The organism is Leucobacter sp. NPDC015123 (assembly GCF_043080205.1).
Classification (GTDB): domain Bacteria; phylum Actinomycetota; class Actinomycetes; order Actinomycetales; family Microbacteriaceae; genus Leucobacter; species Leucobacter aridicollis_A.
Window position 1 is genome coordinate 429,840 of sequence record NZ_JBIBVH010000001.1, and the last position, 24,092, is coordinate 453,931.

24 protein-coding genes are annotated in these 24,092 nt (G+C 63.4%); 4 read left to right on the forward strand and 20 right to left on the reverse strand.

All coding sequences use genetic code 11. The features are described from left to right. Positions 1 to 50: 50 nt before the first annotated feature. From typA to ACF07D_RS02005, 9 genes are all read right to left on the reverse strand, one after another. On the reverse strand, positions 51 to 1,955 hold the full coding sequence (typA, locus tag ACF07D_RS01965; protein ID WP_255809313.1) for a translational GTPase TypA: 1,905 nt from the start codon (positions 1,953 to 1,955) through the stop codon (positions 51 to 53). 247 nt (positions 1,956 to 2,202) lie between these two features. Beyond that, on the reverse strand, positions 2,203 to 3,912 hold the full coding sequence (locus ACF07D_RS01970) for an ABC transporter ATP-binding protein (protein ID WP_391503686.1): 1,710 nt from the start codon (positions 3,910 to 3,912) through the stop codon (positions 2,203 to 2,205). Further along, the gene (locus ACF07D_RS01975; RefSeq protein WP_391503687.1) at positions 3,909 to 4,961 is read right to left on the reverse strand and encodes an ABC transporter permease; all 1,053 of its coding nucleotides are present in this window, start codon (positions 4,959 to 4,961) and stop codon (positions 3,909 to 3,911) included. Before ACF07D_RS01975 ends, ACF07D_RS01970 begins: the two co-directional genes overlap by 4 nt. A 1-nt stretch (position 4,962) precedes the next feature. After that, the gene (locus ACF07D_RS01980) at positions 4,963 to 6,036 is read right to left on the reverse strand and encodes an ABC transporter permease (RefSeq protein ID WP_119283106.1); all 1,074 of its coding nucleotides are present in this window, start codon (positions 6,034 to 6,036) and stop codon (positions 4,963 to 4,965) included. A gap of 64 nt (positions 6,037 to 6,100) precedes the next feature. Beyond that, complete coding sequence (locus ACF07D_RS01985; RefSeq protein WP_119283107.1) at positions 6,101 to 7,732, reverse strand: ABC transporter substrate-binding protein; 1,632 nt, start codon at positions 7,730 to 7,732, stop codon at positions 6,101 to 6,103. Between the two features lie 156 nt (positions 7,733 to 7,888). Continuing rightward, a complete protein-coding gene (locus ACF07D_RS01990; protein ID WP_391503688.1) occupies positions 7,889 to 9,673 on the reverse strand; it encodes a dipeptide ABC transporter ATP-binding protein in 1,785 nt (594 codons plus the stop codon). After that, positions 9,670 to 10,641: an ABC transporter permease gene (locus ACF07D_RS01995; RefSeq protein ID WP_255809308.1), complete on the reverse strand. Its 972-nt coding sequence runs from the start codon at positions 10,639 to 10,641 to the stop codon at positions 9,670 to 9,672. The genes ACF07D_RS01990 and ACF07D_RS01995 overlap by 4 nt, the downstream gene beginning before the upstream one ends. Beyond that, positions 10,634 to 11,560: an ABC transporter permease gene (locus ACF07D_RS02000; RefSeq protein ID WP_119283110.1), complete on the reverse strand. Its 927-nt coding sequence runs from the start codon at positions 11,558 to 11,560 to the stop codon at positions 10,634 to 10,636. The genes ACF07D_RS01995 and ACF07D_RS02000 overlap by 8 nt, the downstream gene beginning before the upstream one ends. A 193-nt stretch (positions 11,561 to 11,753) precedes the next feature. After that, positions 11,754 to 13,418 (reverse strand): ABC transporter substrate-binding protein, encoded by a 1,665-nt coding sequence (locus tag ACF07D_RS02005; protein WP_391503689.1) that lies wholly within the window; start codon positions 13,416 to 13,418, stop codon positions 11,754 to 11,756. 347 nt (positions 13,419 to 13,765) lie between these two features. Here ACF07D_RS02005 and ACF07D_RS02010 point away from each other — a divergent pair, with 347 nt between their 5' ends. Further along, positions 13,766 to 14,617 carry a CPBP family intramembrane glutamic endopeptidase gene (locus tag ACF07D_RS02010; protein ID WP_391503690.1) on the forward strand — a complete coding sequence of 284 codons (852 nt, stop codon included), beginning with the start codon at positions 13,766 to 13,768 and terminating at the stop codon, positions 14,615 to 14,617. Between the two features lie 28 nt (positions 14,618 to 14,645). Here ACF07D_RS02010 and ACF07D_RS02015 read toward each other — a convergent pair whose 3' ends face one another. The 7 genes from ACF07D_RS02015 to ACF07D_RS02045 form a co-directional block, all read right to left on the reverse strand. Continuing rightward, complete coding sequence (locus ACF07D_RS02015) at positions 14,646 to 15,545, reverse strand: hypothetical protein (RefSeq protein WP_162921173.1); 900 nt, start codon at positions 15,543 to 15,545, stop codon at positions 14,646 to 14,648. A gap of 44 nt (positions 15,546 to 15,589) precedes the next feature. Then, positions 15,590 to 16,363 carry a phosphotransferase gene (locus ACF07D_RS02020; protein ID WP_391503691.1) on the reverse strand — a complete coding sequence of 258 codons (774 nt, stop codon included), beginning with the start codon at positions 16,361 to 16,363 and terminating at the stop codon, positions 15,590 to 15,592. A 61-nt stretch (positions 16,364 to 16,424) separates the two neighbouring features. Beyond that, positions 16,425 to 17,174, reverse strand: a complete 750-nt coding sequence (locus ACF07D_RS02025) for a GTP pyrophosphokinase family protein (RefSeq protein WP_255809304.1) — start codon at positions 17,172 to 17,174, stop codon at positions 16,425 to 16,427. A 29-nt stretch (positions 17,175 to 17,203) separates the two neighbouring features. Then, positions 17,204 to 17,635, reverse strand: coding sequence for a DUF1801 domain-containing protein (locus ACF07D_RS02030; protein ID WP_119283115.1), 432 nt, complete (start codon positions 17,633 to 17,635; stop codon positions 17,204 to 17,206). Then, positions 17,635 to 17,844: a DUF4287 domain-containing protein gene (locus tag ACF07D_RS02035; RefSeq protein ID WP_119283116.1), complete on the reverse strand. Its 210-nt coding sequence runs from the start codon at positions 17,842 to 17,844 to the stop codon at positions 17,635 to 17,637. The genes ACF07D_RS02030 and ACF07D_RS02035 overlap by 1 nt, the downstream gene beginning before the upstream one ends. 60 nt (positions 17,845 to 17,904) lie before the next feature. After that, positions 17,905 to 18,399 carry an NUDIX domain-containing protein gene (locus ACF07D_RS02040; protein WP_391503692.1) on the reverse strand — a complete coding sequence of 165 codons (495 nt, stop codon included), beginning with the start codon at positions 18,397 to 18,399 and terminating at the stop codon, positions 17,905 to 17,907. Positions 18,400 to 18,440: 41 nt separating this feature from the next. Beyond that, positions 18,441 to 18,863 (reverse strand): VOC family protein, encoded by a 423-nt coding sequence (locus ACF07D_RS02045; protein WP_119283118.1) that lies wholly within the window; start codon positions 18,861 to 18,863, stop codon positions 18,441 to 18,443. Between the two features lie 134 nt (positions 18,864 to 18,997). Between ACF07D_RS02045 and ACF07D_RS02050 the strand changes: the two genes are divergently transcribed. Together ACF07D_RS02050 and ACF07D_RS02055 are read left to right on the forward strand one after the other, a co-directional pair. After that, entirely contained in the window at positions 18,998 to 19,405 is a 408-nt protein-coding gene (locus ACF07D_RS02050) for a VOC family protein (RefSeq protein ID WP_391503693.1), read from the forward strand. A 54-nt stretch (positions 19,406 to 19,459) separates the two neighbouring features. Then, positions 19,460 to 20,596, forward strand: coding sequence for a hypothetical protein (locus tag ACF07D_RS02055; protein ID WP_391503694.1), 1,137 nt, complete (start codon positions 19,460 to 19,462; stop codon positions 20,594 to 20,596). Here ACF07D_RS02055 and ACF07D_RS02060 read toward each other — a convergent pair. Then, positions 20,583 to 20,966 (reverse strand): zinc ribbon domain-containing protein YjdM, encoded by a 384-nt coding sequence (locus tag ACF07D_RS02060; protein WP_255809301.1) that lies wholly within the window; start codon positions 20,964 to 20,966, stop codon positions 20,583 to 20,585. The genes ACF07D_RS02055 and ACF07D_RS02060 overlap by 14 nt on opposite strands. Positions 20,967 to 21,161: 195 nt before the next feature. Between ACF07D_RS02060 and yiaA the strand changes: the two genes are divergently transcribed. Beyond that, entirely contained in the window at positions 21,162 to 21,662 is a 501-nt protein-coding gene (gene yiaA, locus ACF07D_RS02065) for an inner membrane protein YiaA (protein WP_255809300.1), read from the forward strand. Between the two features lie 38 nt (positions 21,663 to 21,700). Here the strand turns inward: yiaA and ACF07D_RS02070 are convergent, their stop codons facing one another. From ACF07D_RS02070 to ychF, 3 genes are all read right to left on the reverse strand, one after another. Beyond that, entirely contained in the window at positions 21,701 to 22,063 is a 363-nt protein-coding gene (locus ACF07D_RS02070; RefSeq protein WP_119283122.1) for a hypothetical protein, read from the reverse strand. A 20-nt stretch (positions 22,064 to 22,083) separates the two neighbouring features. After that, positions 22,084 to 22,755 (reverse strand): class I SAM-dependent methyltransferase, encoded by a 672-nt coding sequence (locus tag ACF07D_RS02075; RefSeq protein ID WP_255809299.1) that lies wholly within the window; start codon positions 22,753 to 22,755, stop codon positions 22,084 to 22,086. Positions 22,756 to 22,970: 215 nt separating this feature from the next. After that, complete coding sequence (gene ychF / locus ACF07D_RS02080) at positions 22,971 to 24,044, reverse strand: redox-regulated ATPase YchF (protein ID WP_119283412.1); 1,074 nt, start codon at positions 24,042 to 24,044, stop codon at positions 22,971 to 22,973. Positions 24,045 to 24,092 lie beyond the last annotated feature (48 nt).

The window sequence follows — 24,092 nt, forward strand, 5'->3', positions numbered from 1 at the left end:
CACACCCTGGCAACAGCTCAGGGTGTGGGCGCGAAACGCGAAAGCGGCGCTTACTTCTGGTTCTTCAGGCGCGATGCCGAGCGGGCGCGCAGCGACGCGTCGAGCTCGACCTTGCGAATGCGGATCACGTCGGGGGTCACCTCGACGCACTCGTCTTCGCGGGCGAACTCGAGGCTCTCCTCGAGGGTCAACACGCGGGGAGGAGTCATCGACTCGAACGAGTCTGACGAAGCTGCACGCATGTTGGTGAGCTTCTTCTCCTTGGTGATGTTCACGTCCATGTCTTCGGAGCGCGAGTTCTCACCGATAACCATGCCCTCGTAGACCTCCTGCGTGGGCTGCACGAAGAAGCTCATGCGCTCCTGGAGGTTGATCATCGAGAACGGGGTCACGACGCCCGAGCGGTCGGCGACGATCGAGCCGTTGTTGCGGGTGACGATCTGGCCTGCCCACTCGTCGTAGCCGTGCGAGATCGCGTTCGCGATGCCGGTGCCGCGTGTGGTTGTCATGAACTCCGAGCGGAACCCGATGAGACCACGGGCGGGCACGATGAACTCCATGCGAACCCAGCCGGTGCCATTGTTCACCATGTTCTCCATGCGGCCCTTACGCGCTGCGAGCAGCTGAGTGATCGCGCCGAGGTGCTCTTCGGGCGTATCGATCGTGAGGTGCTCGTAGGGCTCGTGGGTCTTGCCGTCGACCTGCTTCGTGACAACCTGCGGCTTGCCGACGGTGAGCTCGAAGCCCTCGCGGCGCATGTTCTCGACGAGGATCGACAGCGCGAGCTCGCCTCGGCCCTGAACCTCCCACGCGTCGGGGCGGTCGGTGTCGAGCACCTTCAGCGACACGTTACCGATGAGCTCGCGGTCAAGGCGATCCTTGATCATGCGGGCGGTGAGCTTGTGGCCCTTCACCTTACCGACGAGCGGCGAGGTGTTCGCACCGATTGTCATCGAGATTGCGGGCTCGTCGACCTCGATGAGCGGCAGCGGACGAGTGTCTTCAGCGTCGGCGATGGTCTCGCCGATAGTGATGTTCTCGATACCGGCGATCGCAACGATGTCACCGGGGCCGGCCTTCTCTGCCGGGTAGCGGGTGAGCGCCTTGGTGAGCATGAGCTCGGTGATACGCACGTTCTGCTGGGTGCCGTCGCTCTTGACCCAGGCGACGGTCTCCCCCTTGTGGATCCAGCCGTTGTGCACGCGCAGCAGTGCGATACGGCCGAGGAACGGCGAGGAGTCAAGGTTCGTGACGTGCGCCTGCAGCGGGTGCTCGTCATCGTAGGTCGGTGCGGGCACCTGCTCAAGGATCACGCCGAAGAGCGCCTCAAGGGTGTCGCCGTCGGGCAGCGTGCCGTTGGCGGGCTCGTTCAGGCTCGAGGCACCGGCACGGCCCGACAGGTAGACGACGGGAACGTCGAGGATCGCGTCAACGTCGAGGTCTGGGTGCTCTTCAGCGATGTCGGAAGCCAGGCCGAGCAGCAGGTCCTGCGCCTCGCCGACAACCTCGGGAATACGGGCGTCGGGGCGGTCGGTCTTGTTGACCGCGAGGATCACGGGGTGCTTCGCCTCAAGCGCCTTGCGCAGCACGAAGCGGGTCTGGGGCAGCGGGCCCTCGGACGAGTCGACGAGCAGCACGACGCCGTCAACCATCGAGAGTGCACGCTCGACCTCGCCACCGAAGTCGGCGTGGCCGGGGGTGTCGACCACGTTGATGGTGATCGGGCCGTTCTTCGCGTGCTCGCCCTCGTAGCTGATGGCGGTGTTCTTCGCGAGAATGGTGATGCCCTTCTCGCGCTCGAGGTCGTTGGAGTCCATAACGCGGTCATCGACGTCTGCGTGTGCGTCGAATGAGTTCGTCTGACGCAGCATGGCGTCAACGAGCGTGGTCTTGCCGTGGTCGACGTGTGCGACGATGGCGACGTTACGAAGGTCTTCGCGTGTGGCAAGAGCCATAGGGGTGGATCCTCACGATCATAAAATAGCGAACGTTCTATCATACCCGTTCACGACTCATCCCGCGACCCGCGCGGGAAATGCGCGAGTTGCGGAGCAGGCCGAGACGGACCTCGGAGCGATGTCTGCCCCGGAAACCCTGCCCGAGCCGCACGGCGCGGGCGCCCCTCTAGCGTAGTAGGTCGCCGCCCACCGCGGGAATGCGGTGGGCGGCGACCTACTGATGTGGCTGCGCGGCTGGACTCGGCTACTCGAGCCCCTCGGCCACTCGAAGCGCCCGTGCAAGCTCTCGCCGCTCGGCCTGCTTGGCGGGGTCGGGCACCGGAAGCGAGGCGAGCAGACGCTGCGTGTAGGTCTCCCGCGGGGCGCGAAGCACGTCGGAGGTCGGGCCACTCTCGACGAGCTCTCCGCGGTACAGCACGCCCACGCGATCGGCGAGCGCGTCGACGACCGCGAGGTCGTGCGTGATGAACAGCGCGGCGAACCCAAGCTCAGCCTGCAACTCGGTGAATAGCTCGAGCACTCGCGCCTGTACCGAGACGTCGAGCGCGCTCGTCGGCTCATCGGCGATGAGCAGCTTCGGATCGAGCGCGAGCCCGCGCGCAAGCGACGCGCGTTGACGCTGCCCGCCTGAGAGCTCGTGCGGATACCTGTCGCCGTAGGCCCGCGGGAGCTGCACGGACTCGAGCAACGCGTCGACACGCGGCCTTGCCTCGGCGACGGATCGCGCGACCCTGTGAACGATGAGCGGTTCGGCGACGTTCTCGGCGATTGTCAGTAGCGGGTTGAAGCTCGACGCCGGGTCCTGGAACACGAACCCGATGCTCTTTCTGAGCGGCCTGAACGCGCGCTCTTTGAGCCCGACCATCTCATGGCCGAGCACGGTGAGCGAACCGCCTGTCGCGTCGGTCAGGCCTGCAATCGCGCGGCCGATCGTCGACTTGCCTGATCCTGATTCGCCGACGAGGCCGTAGACCTCGCCAGCCCGGATCTCGAAGTCGACGCCGCGCACGGCCTTGAAACCTGGCCGCCCGAGCCTTCCCGGGTACTGGATCTCCAGGCCGCGCGCCGAGACGAGCGCCGGAGCCCCCTCCCCCGCTGACGCGGCATTCGCTGCGGCATCGGTGGGCCGCTCCGCAGCGCGGATCCTGCCGTCGCCGAGCTTGAGCACGGCGCCGAGCAGCTGCTTCGTGTAGTCCTCGCGCGGGTTCGCGAAGACCTCTGCGACTGGCGCCTGCTCGACGACCTTGCCCTGGTACATCACGGCGACGTCGTCGGCGAGGTCGGCGACGACTCCCATGTTGTGGGTGATGAGCAGGATCGCGGTGCCGAGATCGTCCCTGAGCTTCCGCAGCAGGTCGAGGATCTCGGCCTGCACGGTCACGTCGAGCGCCGTCGTCGGTTCGTCGGCGACGATGAGGCCGGGCTTCAGCGCGAGCGCCATCGCGATCATCACACGCTGCTTCTGCCCGCCCGAGAGCTGGTGCGGGAAGTAGTCGACCCGCTCCTCAGGATCAGGGAGCCCGACGAGTGCGAGCATCTCTATCGCTCGCGCCCGCAGCTGCTTCTTCGAGAGCTTCTCGTGCGCTCGCAGCCCCTCCGCGATCTGCCAGCCGATCGTGTACACCGGGTTCAACGCCGTCGAGGGCTCCTGGAACACCATCGCGACGTCTCTGCCCCGCACCGCACGCAGCGCCTCGGCAGACAGCTGCAGCACGTCACTCGTTCCGCTGCCGTCGCGCGCCGCGAGCAGCACCGAGCCGCGAGAAACTGCTGTCTCTGGCAGCAGCCCGAGCACGGTGCGGGCCGAAACGGTCTTGCCCGATCCTGATTCGCCGACGACCGCGAGCACGCGCCCAGGCTGCACTGCGAGCGAGACACCGTCGACGGCTTTCACGTCGCCGTGATCGGTCGCAAATGTGACCTCGAGGTCGCGAATATCGAGAACCTTACTCATCGCACTCCCCCTGTCTCTGTAGCGGCATCGCCGCCACCCTGTGGCGCTTCGCCCGGCACAGTCGGAGTCATCGCCGTATTCGCCACGCGGCCACTGCCCGCCCTGGCCTTTCGCCGGACCCGCAACCGCGGGTCCGCGAGGTCGTTCAGACTCTCACCGGTGAGGGTGAGCCCCATCACAACGAGCACAATCGCGAGCCCGGGCCATACACTCGTCCACCACACCCCGTTCGTCACATCTGCGATCGCCTTGTTGAGGTCGTAGCCCCACTCTGCTGCCGAGTTTGGCTCGATGCCAAACCCGAGAAATCCCAGCCCCGCGAGGGTGAGAATTGCCTCCGACGCGTTCAACGTGAAGACGAGCGGCAGGGAGCGGGTCGAGTTACGCAGCACGTGCCTGAACATGATTCGCCCGCGGCTCGCGCCGACGACTCTCGCCGACTCGACGAACGCCTCAGACTTCACTCGCACGACCTCAGACCGCACGACCCTGAAGTACTGCGGAATAAACACCACAGTGATCGACAGCGACGCGGCCCAAATGCCGCCCCACAGGCTCGATTGTCCACCGGAAATGACAATCGAGAGCACAATGGCAAGGAGCAGCGACGGGAAGGCGTAGATCGCGTCAGCGATCATCACAAGCACCCTGTCGAGCGCGCCGCCGACGTAGCCCGACAGCAACCCGAGCATCGTGCCGGCAAAGATTGAGCTCACGACTGCGATCACGATCACGAGGAACGCCGTGCGCGCACCCCAGATGACGCGCGAGAGCACGTCATAGCCGGCGATCGTCGTGCCCAGTGGGTGGGCGGCAGACGGCGCGGTAAGCGACCCAAAATCACCGTCTGGTCCACTCAACGCGGAATACGAGTACGGCGCAAGGATCGGAGCACACAGCGCGACGAGCGCGAAAATGGCGACAAGCACAAGCCCCGTGATCAACATGCCCCGCTGGAGGCCAACGCTTTGGTGGAGCTGTTTCACGAGCGGGAGGTTATGCCAGCCGCGCTCGCGCGGAGGCACGACGGGAATGATTTCGGTCGACATATCAGTACCTCACTCTCGGATCGATGAGGGCGGCGACGACGTCGACGATGAAGTTCGACAGCGCAACGATGACGGCGAGGAGCGCGACAATGCCCTGCACAGCGACAAAGTCGCGTGCACTGAGGTAGTGGGCGAGCTGGAAGCCGAGCCCCTTCCACTCAAACGTGGTTTCAGTGAGCACGGCGCCACCGAGCAACATCGCGATCTGGAGACCGATCACGGTGATGATCGGGATCAGCGCCGGGCGGAAGGCATGCTTCGTGGCCAGGCGATACTCGCCAACTCCGCGTGATCGGCCTGAGTCGATGTATTCGCGCCCGATCGTACCGATCATGTTCGTGCGGACGAGCCTGAGGAAGATCCCGGCCGTCATCATGCCAAGCGTCAGCGCGGGAAGTACTGCGTGGGAGAGCACATCTCCAACGTTTGCCAACGAACCGGTCCGTATCGCGTCGATGAGATAGATGCCACTCGGGTTTGCCAGCGTTTGCAGCTGCAACTCGGTGGCAATCGACGCACGGCCGGACACTGGGAACCAGCCGAGCCACACCCCAAAAATGAGCTTCATGATAAGGCCAGAGAAGAACACCGGAGTCGCGTACGTGAAGATAGCGAAGACGCGCAGCGCCGCATCGGGGCCACGGTCCCGGTAGTAGGCGGCGAGGATGCCGAGTGGGATGCCAACGACGAGCGCGACGATCAGGGTGTAGACGGCGAGTTCCAGGGTGGCCGCCCCGAAGGTGACGAGCACCTCGGTCACCGGCCGCCGGTCACTAAACGTGACACCGAAGTTGCCAGTAAATATCTGGCCGAGGTACTCGAGATACTGCACGATCAGCGGGCGGTCGTAGCCCGCCTCGGCAACGCGTTTGGCGAGCTCAGCCGGGGGCAGCCTGTCGCCAACGGAGGCTGAAATCGGGTTGCCGAGCGTTCGCATGAGGAGGAACACCATCGTCACCAGAATGAAGACGGTGGGGATGATGAGGAGTGCACGCCACAGGATAAATCTTCCGAGGCCACCACCCTTCATCTTCGCGCGTGCGGTCACCGCGGGAGCGGCTTCTGTAATTACCATTGCAGGAATTCAGAGACACGGTAGGCGGGCGGAAGCGCGTCGCGCCCCCGCCCGCCGAACCAAGTTACTTCGTGAGCGACCCGAAGCGGAACTTGAACGACGCGTCAAGCGTCACCCCGTCGACGCCGTCAACCGCAACCGCAACCTGCGCGCCCTGCTGCATCGGCAGCGTGGAGAGATCCTCCGCGAGCTTGTCCTGCGCCTGCTCGAGCAGCTTGCCGCGCTCGGCCTCGTCGCCTGTCACGCGCTGCTCGTCGATGAGCTTCACAACGTCAGCGTTCTCGTAGTGGTTCACGAGGAAGTTGTCCGGCGAGAAGAACGGCGTCAGGTAGTTGTCGGGATCAGAGTAGTCGGGGAACCAGCCGAGCTGGTGCGCCGGGTAGAGGTCCTTCACGCGGTCCTCGGTGTACTGGCCCCATTCAGTCGACTGCAGGTCGACGGTGAACAGACCGCCAGCCTCGAGCTGAGACTTGATCTGCGCGTACTCCTCTGCTGAGGCGGCGCCGTAACGCTCCCCCGCATACTGCAGCTTGAGATTCACAGGTGTCTCAACGCCTGCATCGGAGAGGCGCTTGGCTGCGCGCTCGGCATCAGGCCCTCCTTCACCATCACCGTAGAGGCCCTTCAGCGACTCATTCGCACCGAGGAGTCCCTCAGGGATGTACGAGTACAGCGGAGTGTAGGTTCCCTTGAACACCTCGGTCGAGATCTTCTCGCGATCGAGCGAGTCTGCGACGGCCTGGCGCACTGCGAGCGCCTTCGCCGGGTCGGCCCCGTCCACTCCCGTGCCGAACGGTTGCGTGTTGAAGTTGAACACAATGTACCGGATCTCGCCGCCCGGGCCCTTGACGACATTCAGGCCATCGGTGCTCTCGAACTTCTCGACGTCGGTCGCCGAGATATTGCGGAATGCGACGTCGACTGCCTTCGTCTCGATCGCCTGGCTGAGATTCGATTCGTTCGCGAAGTACTTCACGTTGATCGAGTCAGTCTTCGGAGCACCCCAGAGGCCCTCGTAGCCATCGAACGCCTGATAGGCGATGAGGTTGCCCTTGTCATAGTTTGTCACCGCGTACGGACCAGCGAAGGGGTTGGCCTTCACGAGTTCCTGGTCGTCTAGGATTGCGTCTGCTGGGAAGACATCCTCATCGACGATCGGCCCGACTGGGCTCGAAAGCACCTGCGGGAAGGTCTGGTCATTCTCGGACTTGAGCTTGAATACGACTGTGGTGTCGTCCGGTGTCTCGATGCTGTCGAGGTTTGCAAGCAAACTCGAAGGCCCATTCGGATCCGCGATTGCGACCTGACGGTCGAACGTGAACTTCACGTCCGAGCTCGTGAGCTCATTCCCGTTGGCAAACGTCAGCCCGGGCTTCAACTTCACCGTGTATTCAGTCGGGGCGGTGAACTCCGCTGACTCTGCGATGTCAGGCGCAACGGTCGACTCGCCCACGGGGTTATTCAGCAGGAATGGGTACACGTTCGTCATGACACCGAACGAGCCGTTGTCGTATGCGCCTGCGGGGTCGAGCGACGTCACCGTTTCGGTCGTGCCGATGGTGACCGCGCCGCCGCCCGAGCTGCCACCGTCTCCGCCCCCGTTGTTGCCGCCCGATGCGCACGAGCTCAAGAGCAGCGCCGCCGCGCCAGCGAGTGCGACAGAAGTAAATAGCGTCTTCTTCAATTCTTCCTCCATTGGAAACTCATACGCGCAGCGTTGCCCGTACTAATTGCGTTTCAGATCACTTCACACACTAGTGGGCCATTGCCCCAAGCGTTAACCGCTTGTAGCAATGGCCCACGAATTGTGACCTAGGAGTGACGCTCGGTGGCCCTCTCCCCTAGATCTTGGCTACGCCTGCGCACCCGCCTGACCGCCACCCGCGAAGGGTGCGCTGCCGGGGCCCGACACGGGAGCGTGCGGAACATGGTCTCCAGCGCTTCCGATGCCGAGTTCGATCGACGCACCGGGAATCGCCGCGAGAAGATTCCTCGTGTACTCCTGCTGCGGGTTCTCGAACACTTCCTCGGTCGTCGCCTGTTCTACAATCTTGCCCTGCTGCATCACGCACACGCGGTCAGCAATCAGGCGCACGACCGCGAGGTCGTGCGTGATGAACAGGTAGGTGAGCCCGAGATCTCGCTGCAGCTCAGCGAGCAGATCAAGGATCTGGGCCTGCACCAGCACGTCAAGCGCCGACACAGCCTCGTCAAGGACGAGAATGTCAGGCTTGAGCGCGAGTCCACGGGCAACAGCAACGCGCTGACGCTGACCGCCCGAGAGCTCGTTCGGGTACCGTGTCGCGAGCTCCCGCGGCAGCGATACCTGGTCGAGCAGCTCGTTGACCCGCTGCTTGCGGCTGGCCATGTCGCCGACCTTGTGGATGTTCAGCGGCTCCATGATCGTGTTACCGATGTTGTGGAGAGGGTCGAGCGAACCGTACGGATCCTGGAACACAGGCTGCAGCGTTCGGCGCAGCTCGAAGAGCTCGCGACCACTGAGCTTTGCCGTGTCCTTGCCTGCAATCTTCACCGAACCGCCGGTGGGCTCCTCAAGCTGGAGCACCATCTTAGCGATCGTCGACTTGCCCGAACCGGACTCGCCTACGAGGGCGAGGGTCTCGCCACGGTTAATCGTGAAGTTCGCACCCTCGACCGCGACGAAGTCCTCGCTGCTGAAGTTGCCCTTGCGCAGCTTGTACACCTTGCGCAGGTTCTCCACCTCAATCAGGGGCTCGCCAACCTTGCCGCCCCGGGGCTCCGCCTCAGCGAGCGCCGCGACGTCAAACGTGCTCGTCGGGGCAGCCGGGATGGCAGCGTCCGCCCCGATCCGGCGCGATGCCAGGCTCGGCGCCGCAGCGACCAGTCGCTTGGTGTAGGGGTGCTGCGGATCCTGCAGAATCTGACGACTCGGTCCAGATTCCACGATGTTTCCCTGATACATCACGATGAGCTTCTCCGCGCGCTCAGCAGCGAGACCGAGATCATGCGTGATGAAGACCACGGCGGTTCCGAGCTCACTGGTGAGCTTGGCGAGGTGGTCGAGCACCACTCGCTGCACGGTCACGTCGAGGGCACTTGTTGGCTCGTCAGCGATGAGCAGCTCTGGCTTCGCCGAGAGCCCAATGCCAATGAGAGCGCGCTGCTTCATACCGCCCGAGAACTGGTGCGGGTACTGCTTCATGCGCTTCTCAGCGTCCTGCAGTCCGGCCTGCTCGAGCACTTCGACCGCGCGGGCACGCACGTCTTTCTTGCTCTTTGCGAGGCCATTCGCCCGGATCGCTTCCTCAACCTGGAAGCCGACCGACCACACCGGGTTCAGGTTCGACATCGGATCCTGCGGAACCAGGCCGATCTCGCGACCACGGATCGACTCCATCTCGCGACGGCCGATACCGACGAGCTCACGACCGTTCCACTGCACCGAACCACCGGTGATCTCACCGGTACCCGGAAGCAGGTTGATGACCGCATGCATCGTCGTCGATTTGCCGGAGCCCGACTCACCAACGATCGCTACAGTCTCACCTGGGTAGACGTCGAGGTTGATGCCGTGCAGCACCTCTTTCGCGGTCTTGTCTGTCTTGAAGGCGACCTTCAGGTCGCGCACGCTGAGCAGCGGTTGCATGTCGCTCATCGGCGGGCCCTCGCCTTCGGATCGAGCGCGTCACGAACGACCTCGCCAAGCATGATGAATGCGAGGACGGTGACGCTGAGCGCGATTGACGGGTAGATAAGGTTCTCGGGCTTCGTTCGCAGGTCGCTCTGTGCGGCACTAATGTCGTTACCCCAGCTCATGAAGTCCTTCGCTGGAAGGCCAACGCCAAGGAAGGAAAGCACTGCCTCAGCGACGATCGCGGCTGACAGCGAGAGGGTCGTGACAACGATCACGGGTGCGATCGAGTTCGGCAGCACGTGCTTCCACAGCGTTCCCTGGCCGGAGAGACCGAGCGCGCGCGACGCCATCACGTAGTCGCTGTTCTTTACTCGGAAGATCTCGGCTCGCAGAATACGCGCGGTCACCGGCCACGAGAAGCCGCCGATTGCAAGCGAGATCACGAGGATGTTTCGGTGCTCGCTCATCACGCTCATCACGACGACGGCAGCGAGGATGTATGGAATCGAGAAGAAGATGTCACCGAGACGCGAAAGGATCGTGTCGACCCAGCCACCGAAGTAGCCAGCGAGCGCGCCCATCACAATTCCGATAACAAAGGTCATGACAATGACCACGAGACCTACCGACACTGAGGTCGACGTACCGTGAATCACGCGGGAGTAGATGTCGCAGCCCTGCTTGTTGAAGCCAAGGGGGTGCCCCGCAGCCGGGCCGGCGTTCGACAGCCCCAGCTGGCACGCGCGGGGGTCAACCTGAGTGAACCAGGTTGGGAACAGCGACACAACGAGCACGAGCAGGATGATCGCAGCCGAGATCCAGAACATGGGCCGACGCCGCATGTCTTTCCAGGCATCGCTCCAGAGGTTCGACTTCGTCTCACTGACCTTAACGGCGTCAACTGCGGCCACTGAGTTCTCGTCAAACGGTGCGACGAAGTGCTCGATGGCGGGACGCTTCTGTGAGGAATTTTGTAGTGACTCAGGCATAACGGATCCTCGGGTCGAGCGCGGCGTAGAGCAGGTCTACGATGAGGTTCACGGCAAGGTAGAACAGCACCATGATCGTGACGAAGGACACGACGGTAGCGTTCTCACCGCGGAGGATCGCCTGGTACAGGGTGTTACCGACGCCTGGCACGTTGAAGATGCCCTCGGTGACTGTCGCACCGACGAGCAGCACGCCAAAGTTTGCGGCGCTGTTCGTGACAGTGGGAATGAGCGAGTTGCGGAGCACGTGCACTGGAACGACACGGCCGCGCGACAGGCCCTTCGAGTACGCGGTACGCACGAAGTCCTGGTTCAGCGTGTCGATCACCGAGGATCGCGTCAGACGCATCGAGGTCGCGTAGAGCGAAATTCCGAGCACGATCGCGGGAAGCAGGAGATCCTTGATTGGCGCACCGGGACCAGCCGTGGCGCGGAACCAGCCGAGCTCGATCGCGAAGAAGTACTGCGCAATAAAGGCGATGACAAAGATCGGCACGCTCATGAGGAGCAGGCCAATAAGCAGGTTGACGTTGTCAAACAGCTTGCCCTTGCGCAGGCCCGAGAAGAGGCCGATGACGACGGCAAGCACGAACTCGATGGCGATTGCCATAATCGCGAGCGTTGCGGTCACCGGGAAGGTGCGGGCGAGGATCGTGCTGACAGGCTGGCCAGAGAAGCTCACGCCGAAGTCACCGACAAGAATTCCCTTGAGATAGAGCAGGTACTGCACGATGAAGGGCTTGTCGAGGTTGTACTGCGCTCGCAGCTTCTCGAGCACGATTGGGTTCGGGGTCTTGTCACCGAACATGGCGATGATGGGATCGCCGGGCATGGCAAACACCATGAAGTAGATCAGGAAGGTCGTGCCCAAAAGCACTGGGACGACCTGAAGGATGCGGAAGACGATGTATCTCAGCATGGTGCTGTCGTCCCCCGTTCAGACTGCGTATGCATAACTAGTTGTTTCTCTCGCTGTGATTGCGCGATGCGAAGTCGAGACTCCGGTGTCTCCGGTTCGCACGACTCTGTGTTCCCGCTTTGCAAATACCGTGTAGGCCACGAAAACGGGGTTAGGGCCCCGGGCTTTCGCCCGGGGCCCTAAAAGAAGTGCATTACTTCTTGGTGATGTCCTGGTAGACAGGCACGGAGTTCCAGCCGAACTGGACGTTGTCCACCGACTCGCCGAAGCCACCAGTTACGTTGGAGTACCACAGCGGAGTTGCGGGCAGGTCTGCGAGCAGAACTTCCTGCGCCTCCTGGAACAGCTTGTTCGCTGCTGCCGGGTCGGTCTCCTGCGCGCCCTGCTTGAGGAGGCCGTCGAACTCAGCGCTCGAGTAGTCACCGTCGTTCGAGCCAGCGTTCGTTGCGTACAACGGTCCGAGGAAGTTGAACAGACCCGGGTAGTCAGCCTGCCAGCCGGTACGGAAGGCAGTCGTGATGGTGCGGTTGGTGATCTCGGTGCGAGCCTCAGCGAAGGTCGGGTACGGCTTGCCAGCCGCGTCGATGCCGAGGGTGTTCTTGACCGAGTTGGTGACAGCGTCGACCCAGGCCTGGTGGCCACCGTCGGCGTTGTACGCGATCTCGAAGGAGCCGGTCCACGGCGAGAGCTTGTCTGCCTCAGCCCAGAGCTTCTTTGCTTCCTCGGGGTTGTACTTGAGGACCTCTGCGCCCTTGAGCTTGTCGCTCCAGCCGTCGATGACGGGTGAAGTGAAGTCGCTCGCCGGGGTGCGAGTGCCGTCGAAGATCACCTTGGTGATCTCGTCACGGTCGATTGCCATCGAGATAGCTGCGCGGCGGAGCTTGCCCTCTTCACCGCCGAAGTGCTCGAGGCGCTCCGGGATGGTGAAGGACTGGAAGATCGCTGCGGGCTGGTTCACGGCACGGTCGCCGAGATCCGACGCGAAGTTCGCGAGGGCCGCATCGGGGATCGCGTCGAGCACGTCGAGGTTGCCGCCCTGGAGGTCAGCGTACGCCGCGTCCTGCGAAGCGTAGAAGACGATGGTCAGGCCATCGTTCTTAACCTCGCGAGGGCCGGTGTAGTCCTCGTTCTTGGTGAGCTTGATCTGCACGTCGTGCTCCCAAGCGCCCTCGCCGTCGACCTTGTACAGGCCGTTGCCGATCGGGTTCTGGCCGAATGCCTCGAGGTCCTCGAATGCAACGTCGGGCAGCGGGTAGAAGGCCGAGTAGCCAAGGCGCAGCGGGAAGTCCGACGCGGGCTGCTTGAGCTTCACGGTGAACTGGTAATCGCCATCGACAACGAGTCCCGACATGTCTCCGACAGCACCGTAGACGTCGTCGTCAGTACCCGGCTTGCCATCGGCGCCGTCATTGATCTCGAAGCCCTCGATGTCCTCGAAGAAGTAGTTCGAGAGGTGCTGCAGCTCGTTGCTTGCGCCCTGGTTCCAGGCCTTCACAAAGTTCTCAGCCTTGACGGGGGTGCCGTCAGTGAACGTTGCGTCCTCGCGGAGCTTGATCGTGAACTCAGATGCGTCCTCGTTCGGCTCGATCGACTCTGCGACCTCGTTGTGCGGCGCGCCGTCGGCACCGTAGCTCACGAGACCAGCGAAGATCGCGTCAAGAATCTTGCCGCCACCTACCTCGTTCGTGTTTGTCGGGATAAGCGGGTTCTGGGGCTCCGAACCGTTGGCGGTGATGATTCCCCCGCCGCCACCGTTTTCGCCGCCCTTGTCGCCTCCGCCGGTCGAGCAACCGGCAAGTGCCAGGGAGCCCGCTGCGGCGAGGGCAACAATGCCCACCCCAATGCGTGAACGCTTCACTGGTTTCCTCCTTGTATTGACTCCCGACCCGTACCGAAGTGACGTGCGGTGCACGCCGGAAAATGGGTCCAGAGTATGTAGGTATTTCCGCTTCGCAGTTTAAGCCACAGCACTCTCGCTATGCGAATCTTGTGACCCCTCGTGACTGACTCGTAACCGTGACTTGAGGCGCCACCAAATCATTCACCCACATGTGCTGGAAACTTGTACGAATCATGCAATTTCTTCGACATACGTGAGCTTCTGCCCTCCATATCCAATAGAGAGCTTCCCGCGTGTCGCGCGCTGAGACAAAAGTCTCACCGTAGTTCATGTCACGAACTCGTCGGCCCAGCTACGCTGATCCTGTGACCGAACATCGCCGCGAACTTGCTCCCCCAGAACTCCGCCCGAGGCTCCGCTGGGAGCTCGCGATCGTGCTCGCCCTGTCTTTCGGCTACGCGGGCGCGCGGGCGATAATTACGATCTTGGAGCGGCTCGCGCAAGACACTGCGCTAGCAAACCAGACCGCGACCATTAATAGGCCGATGTCGGGTCAGCAGTACTTCGACCTTGCCTACCAACTACTCGGCATTGTTGGAGGGCTGGCCCCGGTTGCACTCGTCGTGTTCTTCCTGTGGCGGGACAACAAGCCGCACCTGGGCGATCTCGGCCTCGGTGCAAGACCGTTGACGCTCACCGGCGCCCCGGGTGGGATGAGTTTCACCCAGCTCGCGAGCGGCCGAGGCGGCTGGCCATGGCTTCGCGAGTCTGGCAACGGATTTCTCCTCGCCGCCGCCATTGGTATCCCTGGTCTCGCGTTCTATCTCTTCGCGAAATGGGCCGGCATCAACACTACAGTCGTACCGACGACGCTCGACGCGTTTTGGTGGACCGTGCCAGTGCTCATCCTCAACGCCGCACGGGCCGCACTCAGCGAGGAACTGATCGTCGTTGCCTACTTCTTCGATCGGCTCAAGCGGCTTGGGGTTGGGGTCTGGGCAACGATCATCGCCAGCGCGCTGCTACGCGGCAGCTACCACCTCTACCAAGGCTTCGGCGGGTTTATCGGCAACGTGGTGATGGGCATCGTCTTCGGCTGGGTCTATCAGCGCTGGGGCCGGTCGCTCCCGCTGATCGTCGCTCACCTCTTGCTCGATATCGTCAGCTTCGTCGGCTATCCCCTCGCGCTCGCCCTGTGGCCGGCGCTCTTCGGGTAGTCGCACGCCGGCCTCAGCCAGGGCAGGCCTACAGCGGCTTCGCGCTGTCGGCCACAGCCTGCATGAGGCCCCATACCTCGTTGTAGAGCTTGGGGTCAGCTTCGCAAGTGCCCTCGGGGCGCACAACGGTCCAGGTGTTGCCTTCGCCCTTCTCGATGCCCCACGGGCTCTGACCCGTTGGGCTCCGCATCTCTGAGCACGAGTCTGGGAAGGTGTTCATGAGACCCGATTCGAACATCACTCGCTCGGGTGGCCCGGCCTGATAGAACCAGAGCGGATTCGTGAGTTTCTGCGAGGACTCAACCGAGATCCCTGCAAACGAGATGTCCATAGAGATCGGGTTGGGCCCAACGTCAACCTTCGGCGCCTCTTCAACTTCGGGCTCCTCGGGAGTGGTCGGCGGAGTCTCGCTCTCGGTGGGTTCCGGCTCGGTCGGCGTGGGTGCCGGCGCCTCTGTTGTTGGCGCTGGAGTCTGCTCGTCTGTGCCCCGAATCGCGTTCACGACAAGGAGTGCGCCAACGAGGGCGAGCACTGCAACCGCAGCAACAATGATCCATGGCAATGCGGCGTTGGAACGCTTCGACTCGGCAGGGACGGGGCGCGTCGGCAGCTCCTGGCGGACATCGCGCGTCGCGCGGGCCCTGACTGGGCCGGGGGCCGGCGCGCCGGAGGCCGCAGCCGCAGTCCGCGGTGCAGCCGCGGGCGTAGGCGCGAACGGGGCGGTCGGAGCGTCGGCAGGAACAGCCGGCCTCGGGGCCGGCTGTTCCTGCGCGGCCCGCGGGCGCACTGCAGGCGCCGGATCGAAAGCTCGTGTCGCGGCCGAGGTGTCGACGGCCTCCGCGGGCTTCGTCGAAGTCTCTAGGGCGCCGGTGTCGGTATTGTCCGAGTCAAGCGGGCCAAAGAGTTCTTCCAAAGGGTCTCTACTCACAGCACAAGCCTAAACGACGAAGCCTGAATCACCAGATCGGCGCCTCAGAGGAGCGCGTCGAGCTCTTCCCGGCGATGCTCGAACGCTGCGACCCGAGCCTCGTGTCGGGCCATGATTCCTGCGTCTCGCAACGCAATCGTTCCCGGGTCGCCCCTGTCGAGCCCCGCCTTCCATCGAGTTGCGATGAGCCCCATCCGGCGGGTCACAGCGTCAAGGAGTTCCCTGCCATCGACACCGCCATACGTCTCCGCGGCGATCTTGATGCGGTCAGCTGCCTCCGCAGGCGGGATCTCGCGGAGCAGCGGAACGCCAGACCACACCAGAAATGCGAGGTCGTCGAGCGGCAAGCCCGGGCCGGCCCTGTCCCAGTCGATCATTCCGGCGAACTCGCCGTCGACAACGACCCAGTTGTACAGGCCCGGGTCGTTGTGGCAAATGATCTCTCCACGATCCCGGGCTAGTCGCAGCTCCCCCGGGCGCCACACATCACTCGTTGGCTCGAAGTCAGCGACGGCGTCATGGAACCGACGAAGCCATCCGACCGCGGCGGCGAGCGCGCGCGCGCTCGGCTGCTCGCGCTCTGGATCAAGCGTGTCTCCCGGCAGGTAGCTCAGCACTTCGCGACCAGCGTCATCGGTGCCGTACACCTCGGGGATGCCGTCGAGGCCCTTGGCTGCGAGATGCGCAAGCAACTCGTGCACCGCGGGCGTCCAGGCGCCTGTAGGTCGGTGCACGCGTGTCACCCCGTCAGGCCCTTGGATACGCCAGACCCCGCCAGAGCCGCCAGGCAGGTGTTCACCGCGTTGAGTTTCTTCCACAGACCGAGCCTACGGGGTGAGACCGTGCGATCGCGCGAGACAGGCAGCGCGGCCGCGTTGGTTAGACGCGACGGATGCGCTCACGGACCTCGCGGATCTCTCGCAGGTTAATTGGAGACGTCGGAGCCGGGTCGCCGTGCATCTGCACGTGGAGGCTCTGCATCCGCGTGTCGAGCTCAGCAGCTGAATCAGCGGCTTGCTTCAGCTCGGCCATCATCTCTTCTGGCACCTGCCGCTGGTATTTGTAGTAGATCTTGTGCTCGAGGCTTGCCCAGAAGTCCATGGCGATCGTACGAAACTGCACCTCGACTGGCACATCAACTCGGCCACTCGAAAGATATACGGGCACCGACAGGATCGCGTGCAGGCTCTTGTAGCCGTTCGGCTTCGGGTTCTCGATATAGTCTTCGACCTCGAGCACGGTGAGGTCGTCCTGCTGTGTGAGCAGGCCAAACAGGCGGTACACGTCGCGGATGAAAGCGCACGTAACGCGCACGCCAGCGATGTCTTGGATCTCGCGCCGAATCGACTCGATCTCGGGGCTCACTCCGCGGCGCTCGACCTTCGAGAGCAGACTCTCGGCGCTCTTCACTCTGCTCGATACGTGCTCGATCGGGTTGTACTCGTGCATGTGCACGAACTCCTCGCGGAGGATCGCGAGCTTCGTCTCGACCTCCTGCATCGCGAACCTGTACTCAAGCATGAACCGTTGGAGCTCCCCTCCGAGGGAGCGGAGCTCGCTTGGGGAGATGGTGATCTCATCGCCGACGGCGGAGATGGGAGCTCGCGGGATAGGTGCGGTGTTGCTCATGATGTGAGGCTAACTCTGACCTCTCTGAATCAGCTGTGCATCGGGTCGCCTGAGCGAGTTTCGCTCAGCGCGCGCTCAAGAAACTCCCTGAGCACTGACATGTCGATTTTCGTCAAGCGCGTGAGGTACAGGCACACCTTACTCGCCTTATGCGGGCCCAGTGCGTCGACGAGATCAGGCCAGCGGTCGGCAAAGTCTGGCGTGAGGTAGATCGTGTGCCGCTGCGCACCGGTTGCAAAGGCGAGTTCGGGCGCCCGACCGCTGTGACCGCTTTCGTACGTGTACTCGTACTCGCCGAACCCGATAATGCGACCGGCCCACACAACGGGCTCTACGCCGCTCACCTCGCGATGCAGGGCAAGCAGTTCGTCGGCCTCAGCGCGGCGGGGGCCGGTCACCCGGTCAAGCACGTCGGCGACGGGCATCGCAGACGGTGACATTGCCGGGGCTTTCGCCGCCATCAGGCTCCGCCGTGTTCTGCACGAAACACGTGGACGAGCGCGTTCGCGTGCCCGTGCCCCATTCCCTGTTCTTTGAGAAAGGCGACCTGCTCCATGTGCTTCTCGCCTGAATGTGGGCGGAGCAACTCAAGCCATTCGTCGATTGACTTACCGTATTTCGCCTCGATAGACGGGAAGTAGGACTTCGGGCCCTTGACTGGTTCGCTCACGGCAGATCCTCCTACGTGTGGTGAGATGTTGAAAGTAGCACTGGGGTGCGACATTGGCACCTACCGGGCTTGGAACTGCCCGGTATGTCGAAACTCCGCAAAGAGCTCGAGCACGATCCCGGTTGCGCGCTGTAGCCCCGGGGGCGGGTCGGCGAGCGGAAATACTCCCCACTCAGTTACTTCGGCAGGATCTGGGTGAATCTCCCCCGCCCATTCACTCGTGAAGAAGCACAGCGCAAAAGCGTGCACGATGTCGCCGTTGGGGTACACGAGCCGGTGCCCAAGCGGATCGGAGAACGACGCGAACGCTGTGAGCACGTCGGGTGCGAGCGTTACCCCGAGTTCCTCTTCGACCTCAGCTACTGCGGTGTCGACAAAGCTCTGGCCTGGCTCCGCGCTCCCGGCAGGAATCTCCCACCCGCCAGAGTCAGCGCGGCGTTGAAAGACCGCGTGGTCATCATCTGCGAGCAGCAGCACCTGCGCGCCCGGGGCGAGCAGTTCGGCATTGCCAACGTGCTGTCGCAGTCGCCCGAGATACGAGTCTGCGAACGCCATTGCCGATCCTTATCTCCCGCGCATGCTGGCGATCGCGCGCACTAGATCACCGCGCACGAGAAGGCCCACATCACGCCGTACCTATCGAATACCTGACCGTACCAGTCACCCCAGGGCGCCTGCTCAAACGGCATACCGAGCGAACCTCCCGCAGCGGTGAGCCTGTCGATATACAGCTGCGCTTCCTCGGGAGTGTCCGTCGTATAGAGCAGCGAGTATGCGGTTCCACGAACCGGGTACTCGGTCCCCTGATCCATCACGTCGCCGCCAGTGATAATCCCTGCGGGCAGGGTGAGCGACGCGTGAGCCACAGCGTTCGGCGGTGGGTCGAACGGCAGGTCCTTCAGGTTTGCCTCGCCGTAGCGAATAATCTCGAGGTCGCCCCCGAAAACGTCGTGCCAGTGTTCCATCGCCTCGCCGGTCGTGCCTGGCAGAGCAATGTATGTCGCGAGCATATGAGCCATGGGCGCTTCCTTCGACAGTGACAGGGTCAGAACTCAGTATCCCTCGGATCAGGCCGCACCGCAGCATTTATCTGCTGACACGCTGCAGGGATTGCGTCGTGGACAGCCGCGTAGAGGGTACCTACACTTTTCGCATGACATCTCCGATCACAGTGACCCGCACTACCTTTGCACTCGACTGCCCTGACGCCGTCGCCCTCGCCGAGTTCTACGCTGCACTCCTCGGCTGGGAGGTATCGTTCGACCCCGACGACGACCACTGGGTGGAGGTGCAGCCACCCCTGGGTACGCCAGGCTCGCATTTTCTCGCATTCCAGCAGGTTGAGAACTACCGTGCACCTGAGTGGCCAGAGGGCTCGGTGCCACAGCAGGCCCACCTCGACTTCTACGTACCCGACCTCGAGTCGGCCGCGTCCGCCGCGGTCGCCTTCGGAGCTCGACGGCACGAGGTCCAACCGAGCCAGAGCGGTTCGTTCATCGTGTTTGCCGATCCAGCCGGGCACCTGTTCTGTCTGTGCAAAGAAAGCAACCTCGACGCGTAACGCGCCGCTCGACACGTCTCGTCGGGTCTCTCGGTACTATCGCTGCAGAGCGCTATGACGAACACCGAGCATACAGAGACGCCCGCGGCACCGTCGCCAGGCAGCACCCAGGCCATGTCAGACAGCTGGGGCGCCTCCGCGGTGCTCTTCGGTGCGGGTTCGCTCCTGTGGCCGCTCGTGTTCTTTCTCGCGTTCTTCGCGCGAGCGGCGATGCTCGCAGCCGAAGACTCCCTCGCACCGCACTACGGCGCAGCCTGGCAGGAGGTCGTGGAAGTTGTCGCAATATCGGGCAGCTACGTCGGTTGGGTCGCCCCGTCGTTGCTCGCGTTGCTCGTCGGCCTCGGCTTCCTGGTCACCCCGAACGCTGACCTCGATAGTCAGTCAGTGCTGCGGCCGCTCCCCTATGTGGCCGCGCTCATCGGCGGGTTCATGCTTGCCTGGACCGTGCTCGCAGTCGTTGTGCTCTCAACCCACGGCCCGACAGCCACAAGCGATGGCGGCCAACAGCTCTGGGGGTTGCTGTTTCTCACCCCGGTCTCGGTCATCTTGGCGCTCGTGCTCGGGCGGCTCGATTTCAGGCCCGTCGCTCGTCGAGTTGAGCTCCTGCAGCAGACAATCGCCCGCGCCGAAACTGAATACGCTCACCTTTCCAACGTTGCCCTGTTCTACGGAGACACGCGTGTCACCTCGCACGCGACGCGCTCACCGTGGCGTCGGCCGCTTCTTGTGCAGGGCTGTGTCGCTGTCGTAGTCTTCCTCGCCTTCTGGCTCCTGCACGACGAACCGGTATCAACCGCGGTCCTTGAAGCCTGCTACGTTACCGCGATCGGCGCTCTCGTTTTTCTCGTTGTCGCGCTCATTCAACGCGAGCTGATCGAAGCCAGGCTGTCGAGGCTCGGCGGACACGAGATGCGCAGCAAACTTGAACTTGTCGGTGGCATCATCCTCGCGGTGGGGGTGGCCCTGCTGCTCGCCTACAATCTTTGGTTTGTGCTCGCCGAGATCAGGCCGATCTTCGTTCCAGCGAGCTACGCCGTGCTGTTCTTGGCTGCGCTCTGGTTCTCAAACCCACTCACGCTGCGACATTCTGCGTGGCCAGCGGCGCTGCTCAAGGAACGTGAACGGTCCCTCGTGCGAATGCGTGCCAAGCTCGCGCAGCTCTCAAGCACTCAGAGCGCTACGCTTTCTTGACGACGCTCGATTTCAGCTGCATCTTGCCAAAGCCAGGCACTTTTGCATCGATGTCGTGACCGCCGGCACCCCCAGGGGAAAGCCTGATTCCGGCCACCTTGGTACCGACTTTGATCGATCCCCCGCCGCCGCCAGAGACTTTTACGGTCTTCACAAGGGTCACTGTGTCGCCGTCGGCGAGCACGTTGCCGACGGCGTCGCGGATCTCAGCGGGGTCGCCACCGTCACCGGTTGCTGCGGCCTCGCCTGGCGCCCATTCGTGACCGCACATCGGGCAGGCAAGGAGCGCGCCAAGTTCATATGAGAACTCGCTGTCACACTCCGGGCATGGTGGTGTCTCGGGTTCAGCAATGACGCCTGGGTCAGACATTCGCGCTCCGTTCTCTGTTCGCCGTGGGGCCAACTCCACCATACGCCAGCCATATCACGTGCTTGGAGAGGCCGCACCGCGCTACTGCACTCTGCGACGACGGGCAGCCAAATGATTACTGCATGCACAACATATTCCCGCCGCCCTGCACACCCGTGGGTATGCTGACCACATCCAACGCAAAGGAGCAATTCCATGGAGCAAAACCTCACGATGACTCGCCGAGAGCAGTTCGGCAAGCCGACAGGGGCATTCGTCGGGGCAGCATGGGCGGCCCTCGCGCTGGCGGTAATCGTCTACTTCATCAGCCTCTGGCGCGCGGACATGGACCCGTTCGAGAAGGGGTTCTTTCTCGGCTCGTTCTTCTTCGGGCTCGTGAGCGCTGTCGGACTCCAGAAGTCGGTTCGTGATCGCCACGAGGGCGTTCCAGTCACGTCGATCTACCTCGCGGTCTCATGGCTTGGACTGGGCATCAGTCTTGCGATGCTTGCCTGGGGGCTCTGGAACAGCCCGCTCCTCCCCAGCGAGAACGGCCTGTACGGCATGACCTTTGCAATGGCAGTGTTCGCGGTCATCGTCGTACAGAAGAACGTGCGCGACCTCATCGCTTACAAGGCGCAACACCCTGAGCTCTACGGACCCGACAGCGCGGAGGCGCGTCGCCAGACTGCGCAGCGCGACACTGCTGCCGGCTGAGGCTGAGCCGGCAGTGCCGGCTTTCCGGGCACTCCCCGCTAGAGCGGCCCCTCAGGCATTCCATCCTCGCCGAAGATCACGCCCTCGCCTTCCAGGCGTTCCCGCGCGGCGTGATGCACGACGCCTCGTTTCGCGCGATTCGCTTCGAGCAGGGAGAGTAGCGTTTCCCGGTCTGTGTTCGGGTGCTCGGCGACGGCGACGCGCACGCTCCAAAACCGATCCTTCGCGAACTGGGCGAGCACCTTGGCGCTGGCGTCGGGATTGAGGGCGGCTGCATTTCGAATCGCCTGGTTCGCATCCGTGAAGAACGGCTCGAACTCGGCGTCAGTATGCGCACCGAGCGCGAGCGCGTAGCGGCGCTCCTCTGCGGCGCGTTCCTCTGGCGTCTTCCGTTTCCCCATGAGGCTCCTCTCCGATGCAGCTAGCGTAGCGTCGCCACGATCGCCGCGTGCGGGCGATGACCCGGGTCGGTGCGCGTTTCGACGTCAACGACGGTGAACCCGGCACTATCGAGAGCGCGGCAGAGTTCGGCTGGCGGCCAAAAGTACGCCGTCGTGACCGCATGGTCGAATGCCTCGATGCGTGGGCCGTCAAAGAATCCGACGAGTAGCGAACCGCCGGGCGTGAGGCACCGCGCGAACTCGGCGAGCAGTGCGGGCATTTGCTCTGGCGGAGCATGAATGAGCGAGTACCACGCGAGGATCCCAGTCAGCGCCCCCGCAGGGTACGGCAGTGCGCCTAGGGTTCCTTCCTGGAACGTGACGCCTGGAAATCGTGCCCTCGCACTGGCGACGAACTCTGTCACCATGTCGATGCCAGCGATCTCTACCCCAAGGTCGTGCAGGTGCGCGGTCCAATGCCCAGGCCCGCAGCCTGCATCGAGCACAGGACCTGACAGGGACAGCGCCCACGCTCCGATCTTCGCTCGATCAGTAGGCGACATCCCCTCGATATCCCCAAGCGCTGCAACGTACTCGGCCGCGCGGCCGGCGTAGGCGACGCGAGCGTCAAGCCAGATGTCACTGGGGCCGGGGGAAGCCGTCATCTCGGCGCCGAACCCGGTCGCGTTCAACGCTGCAGGATCCTGCTGCATGCCTTTCACACCCCTTCCGCCGTTATTGGCCTCCCAGCTTCACAACGCGGGCGGCAACCATGCAGAAGTATACGAAGGTCAGCGACAGCGTGCCGGGTGGGCAGCAGAGCAACCGAGCCTGCACGAGTGACGGATCAGCCCGGACCGACGATTCTGTTGAGAACTCGCGATACCGCACGGCGCTCACGAGCTCTGTGGGCAGCTCCCAGGAAAGACTAGACGTTAAACCGCCACTCGCAGACGTCGCCGTCCTGCATAACGTATTCCTTGCCCTCCATGCGGGCCTTGCCCTTCGCGCGGGCTTCGGCAACGGAGCCTGTCTCGACGAGGTCCTCGAACGAGATGATCTCGCCCTTGATGAAGCCCTTCTCGAAGTCGCCGTGGATGACGCCTGCGGCCTGCGGGGCGGTCGCGCCCTTCGGGATCGTCCAGGCGCGAGCCTCCTTCGGCCCTGCCGTGAGGTAGGTCTGCAGGCCGAGGGTCTCGAAGCCGATCCGGGCGAGCTGGTCAAGACCGCTCTCCTCCTGGCCGATCGACGCGAGCAGCTCGGCCGCATCGTCGTCGTCGAGTTCGATGAGTTCGCTCTCGAGCTTCGCATCAAGGAAGATCGCCTTCGCCGGGGCGACGAGGTCGGCGAGCTCTGCGAGCTTCGCTTTGTCTTGCAGCACGCCTTCGTCGACGTTGAAGACGTAGAGGAACGGCTTCGCCGTGAGCAGCCCGAGTTCGCGGATCGGCTCAAGGTCCACGCCCGCGAGCGAAAGCGGTGTGCCGTCGTTCAGCGCAGCCAGCGCGGCCTTAGCTGCGTCAACGACTGACGCGTCGATCTTCTTGCCTTTAAGCTCCTTCTCGTAGCGCGGGAGCGCCTTGTCGAGGGTCTGCATGTCGGCGAGGATCAGCTCGGTGTTGATCGTCTCCATGTCGCTCGCCGGGTTCACGTCGCCGTCGACGTGAATCACGTCGGGGTCGGAGAACCCGCGCACGACCTGCGCGATCGCGTCTGACTCGCGGATGTTTGCGAGGAACTGGTTGCCGAGCCCTTCTCCCTCGCTCGCGCCGCGAACGATGCCCGCGATGTCGACGAAGCTGACGGGGGCGGGCAGGATCCGCTCACTGCCAAAGATCTCAGCGAGCTTGTTGAGCCTGGGGTCTGGCAGGTTGACGACGCCAACGTTTGGCTCGATCGTCGCGAACGGGTAGTTCGCTGCGAGAGCATCATTGTGCGTGAGAGCGTTGAACAGGGTCGACTTGCCGACGTTCGGGAGACCGACGATTCCGATAGTTAGAGCCACGGGGGTCAAGTCTACCCGGCAAGTCGCCCGCGCGCGCTCGTACTCTCC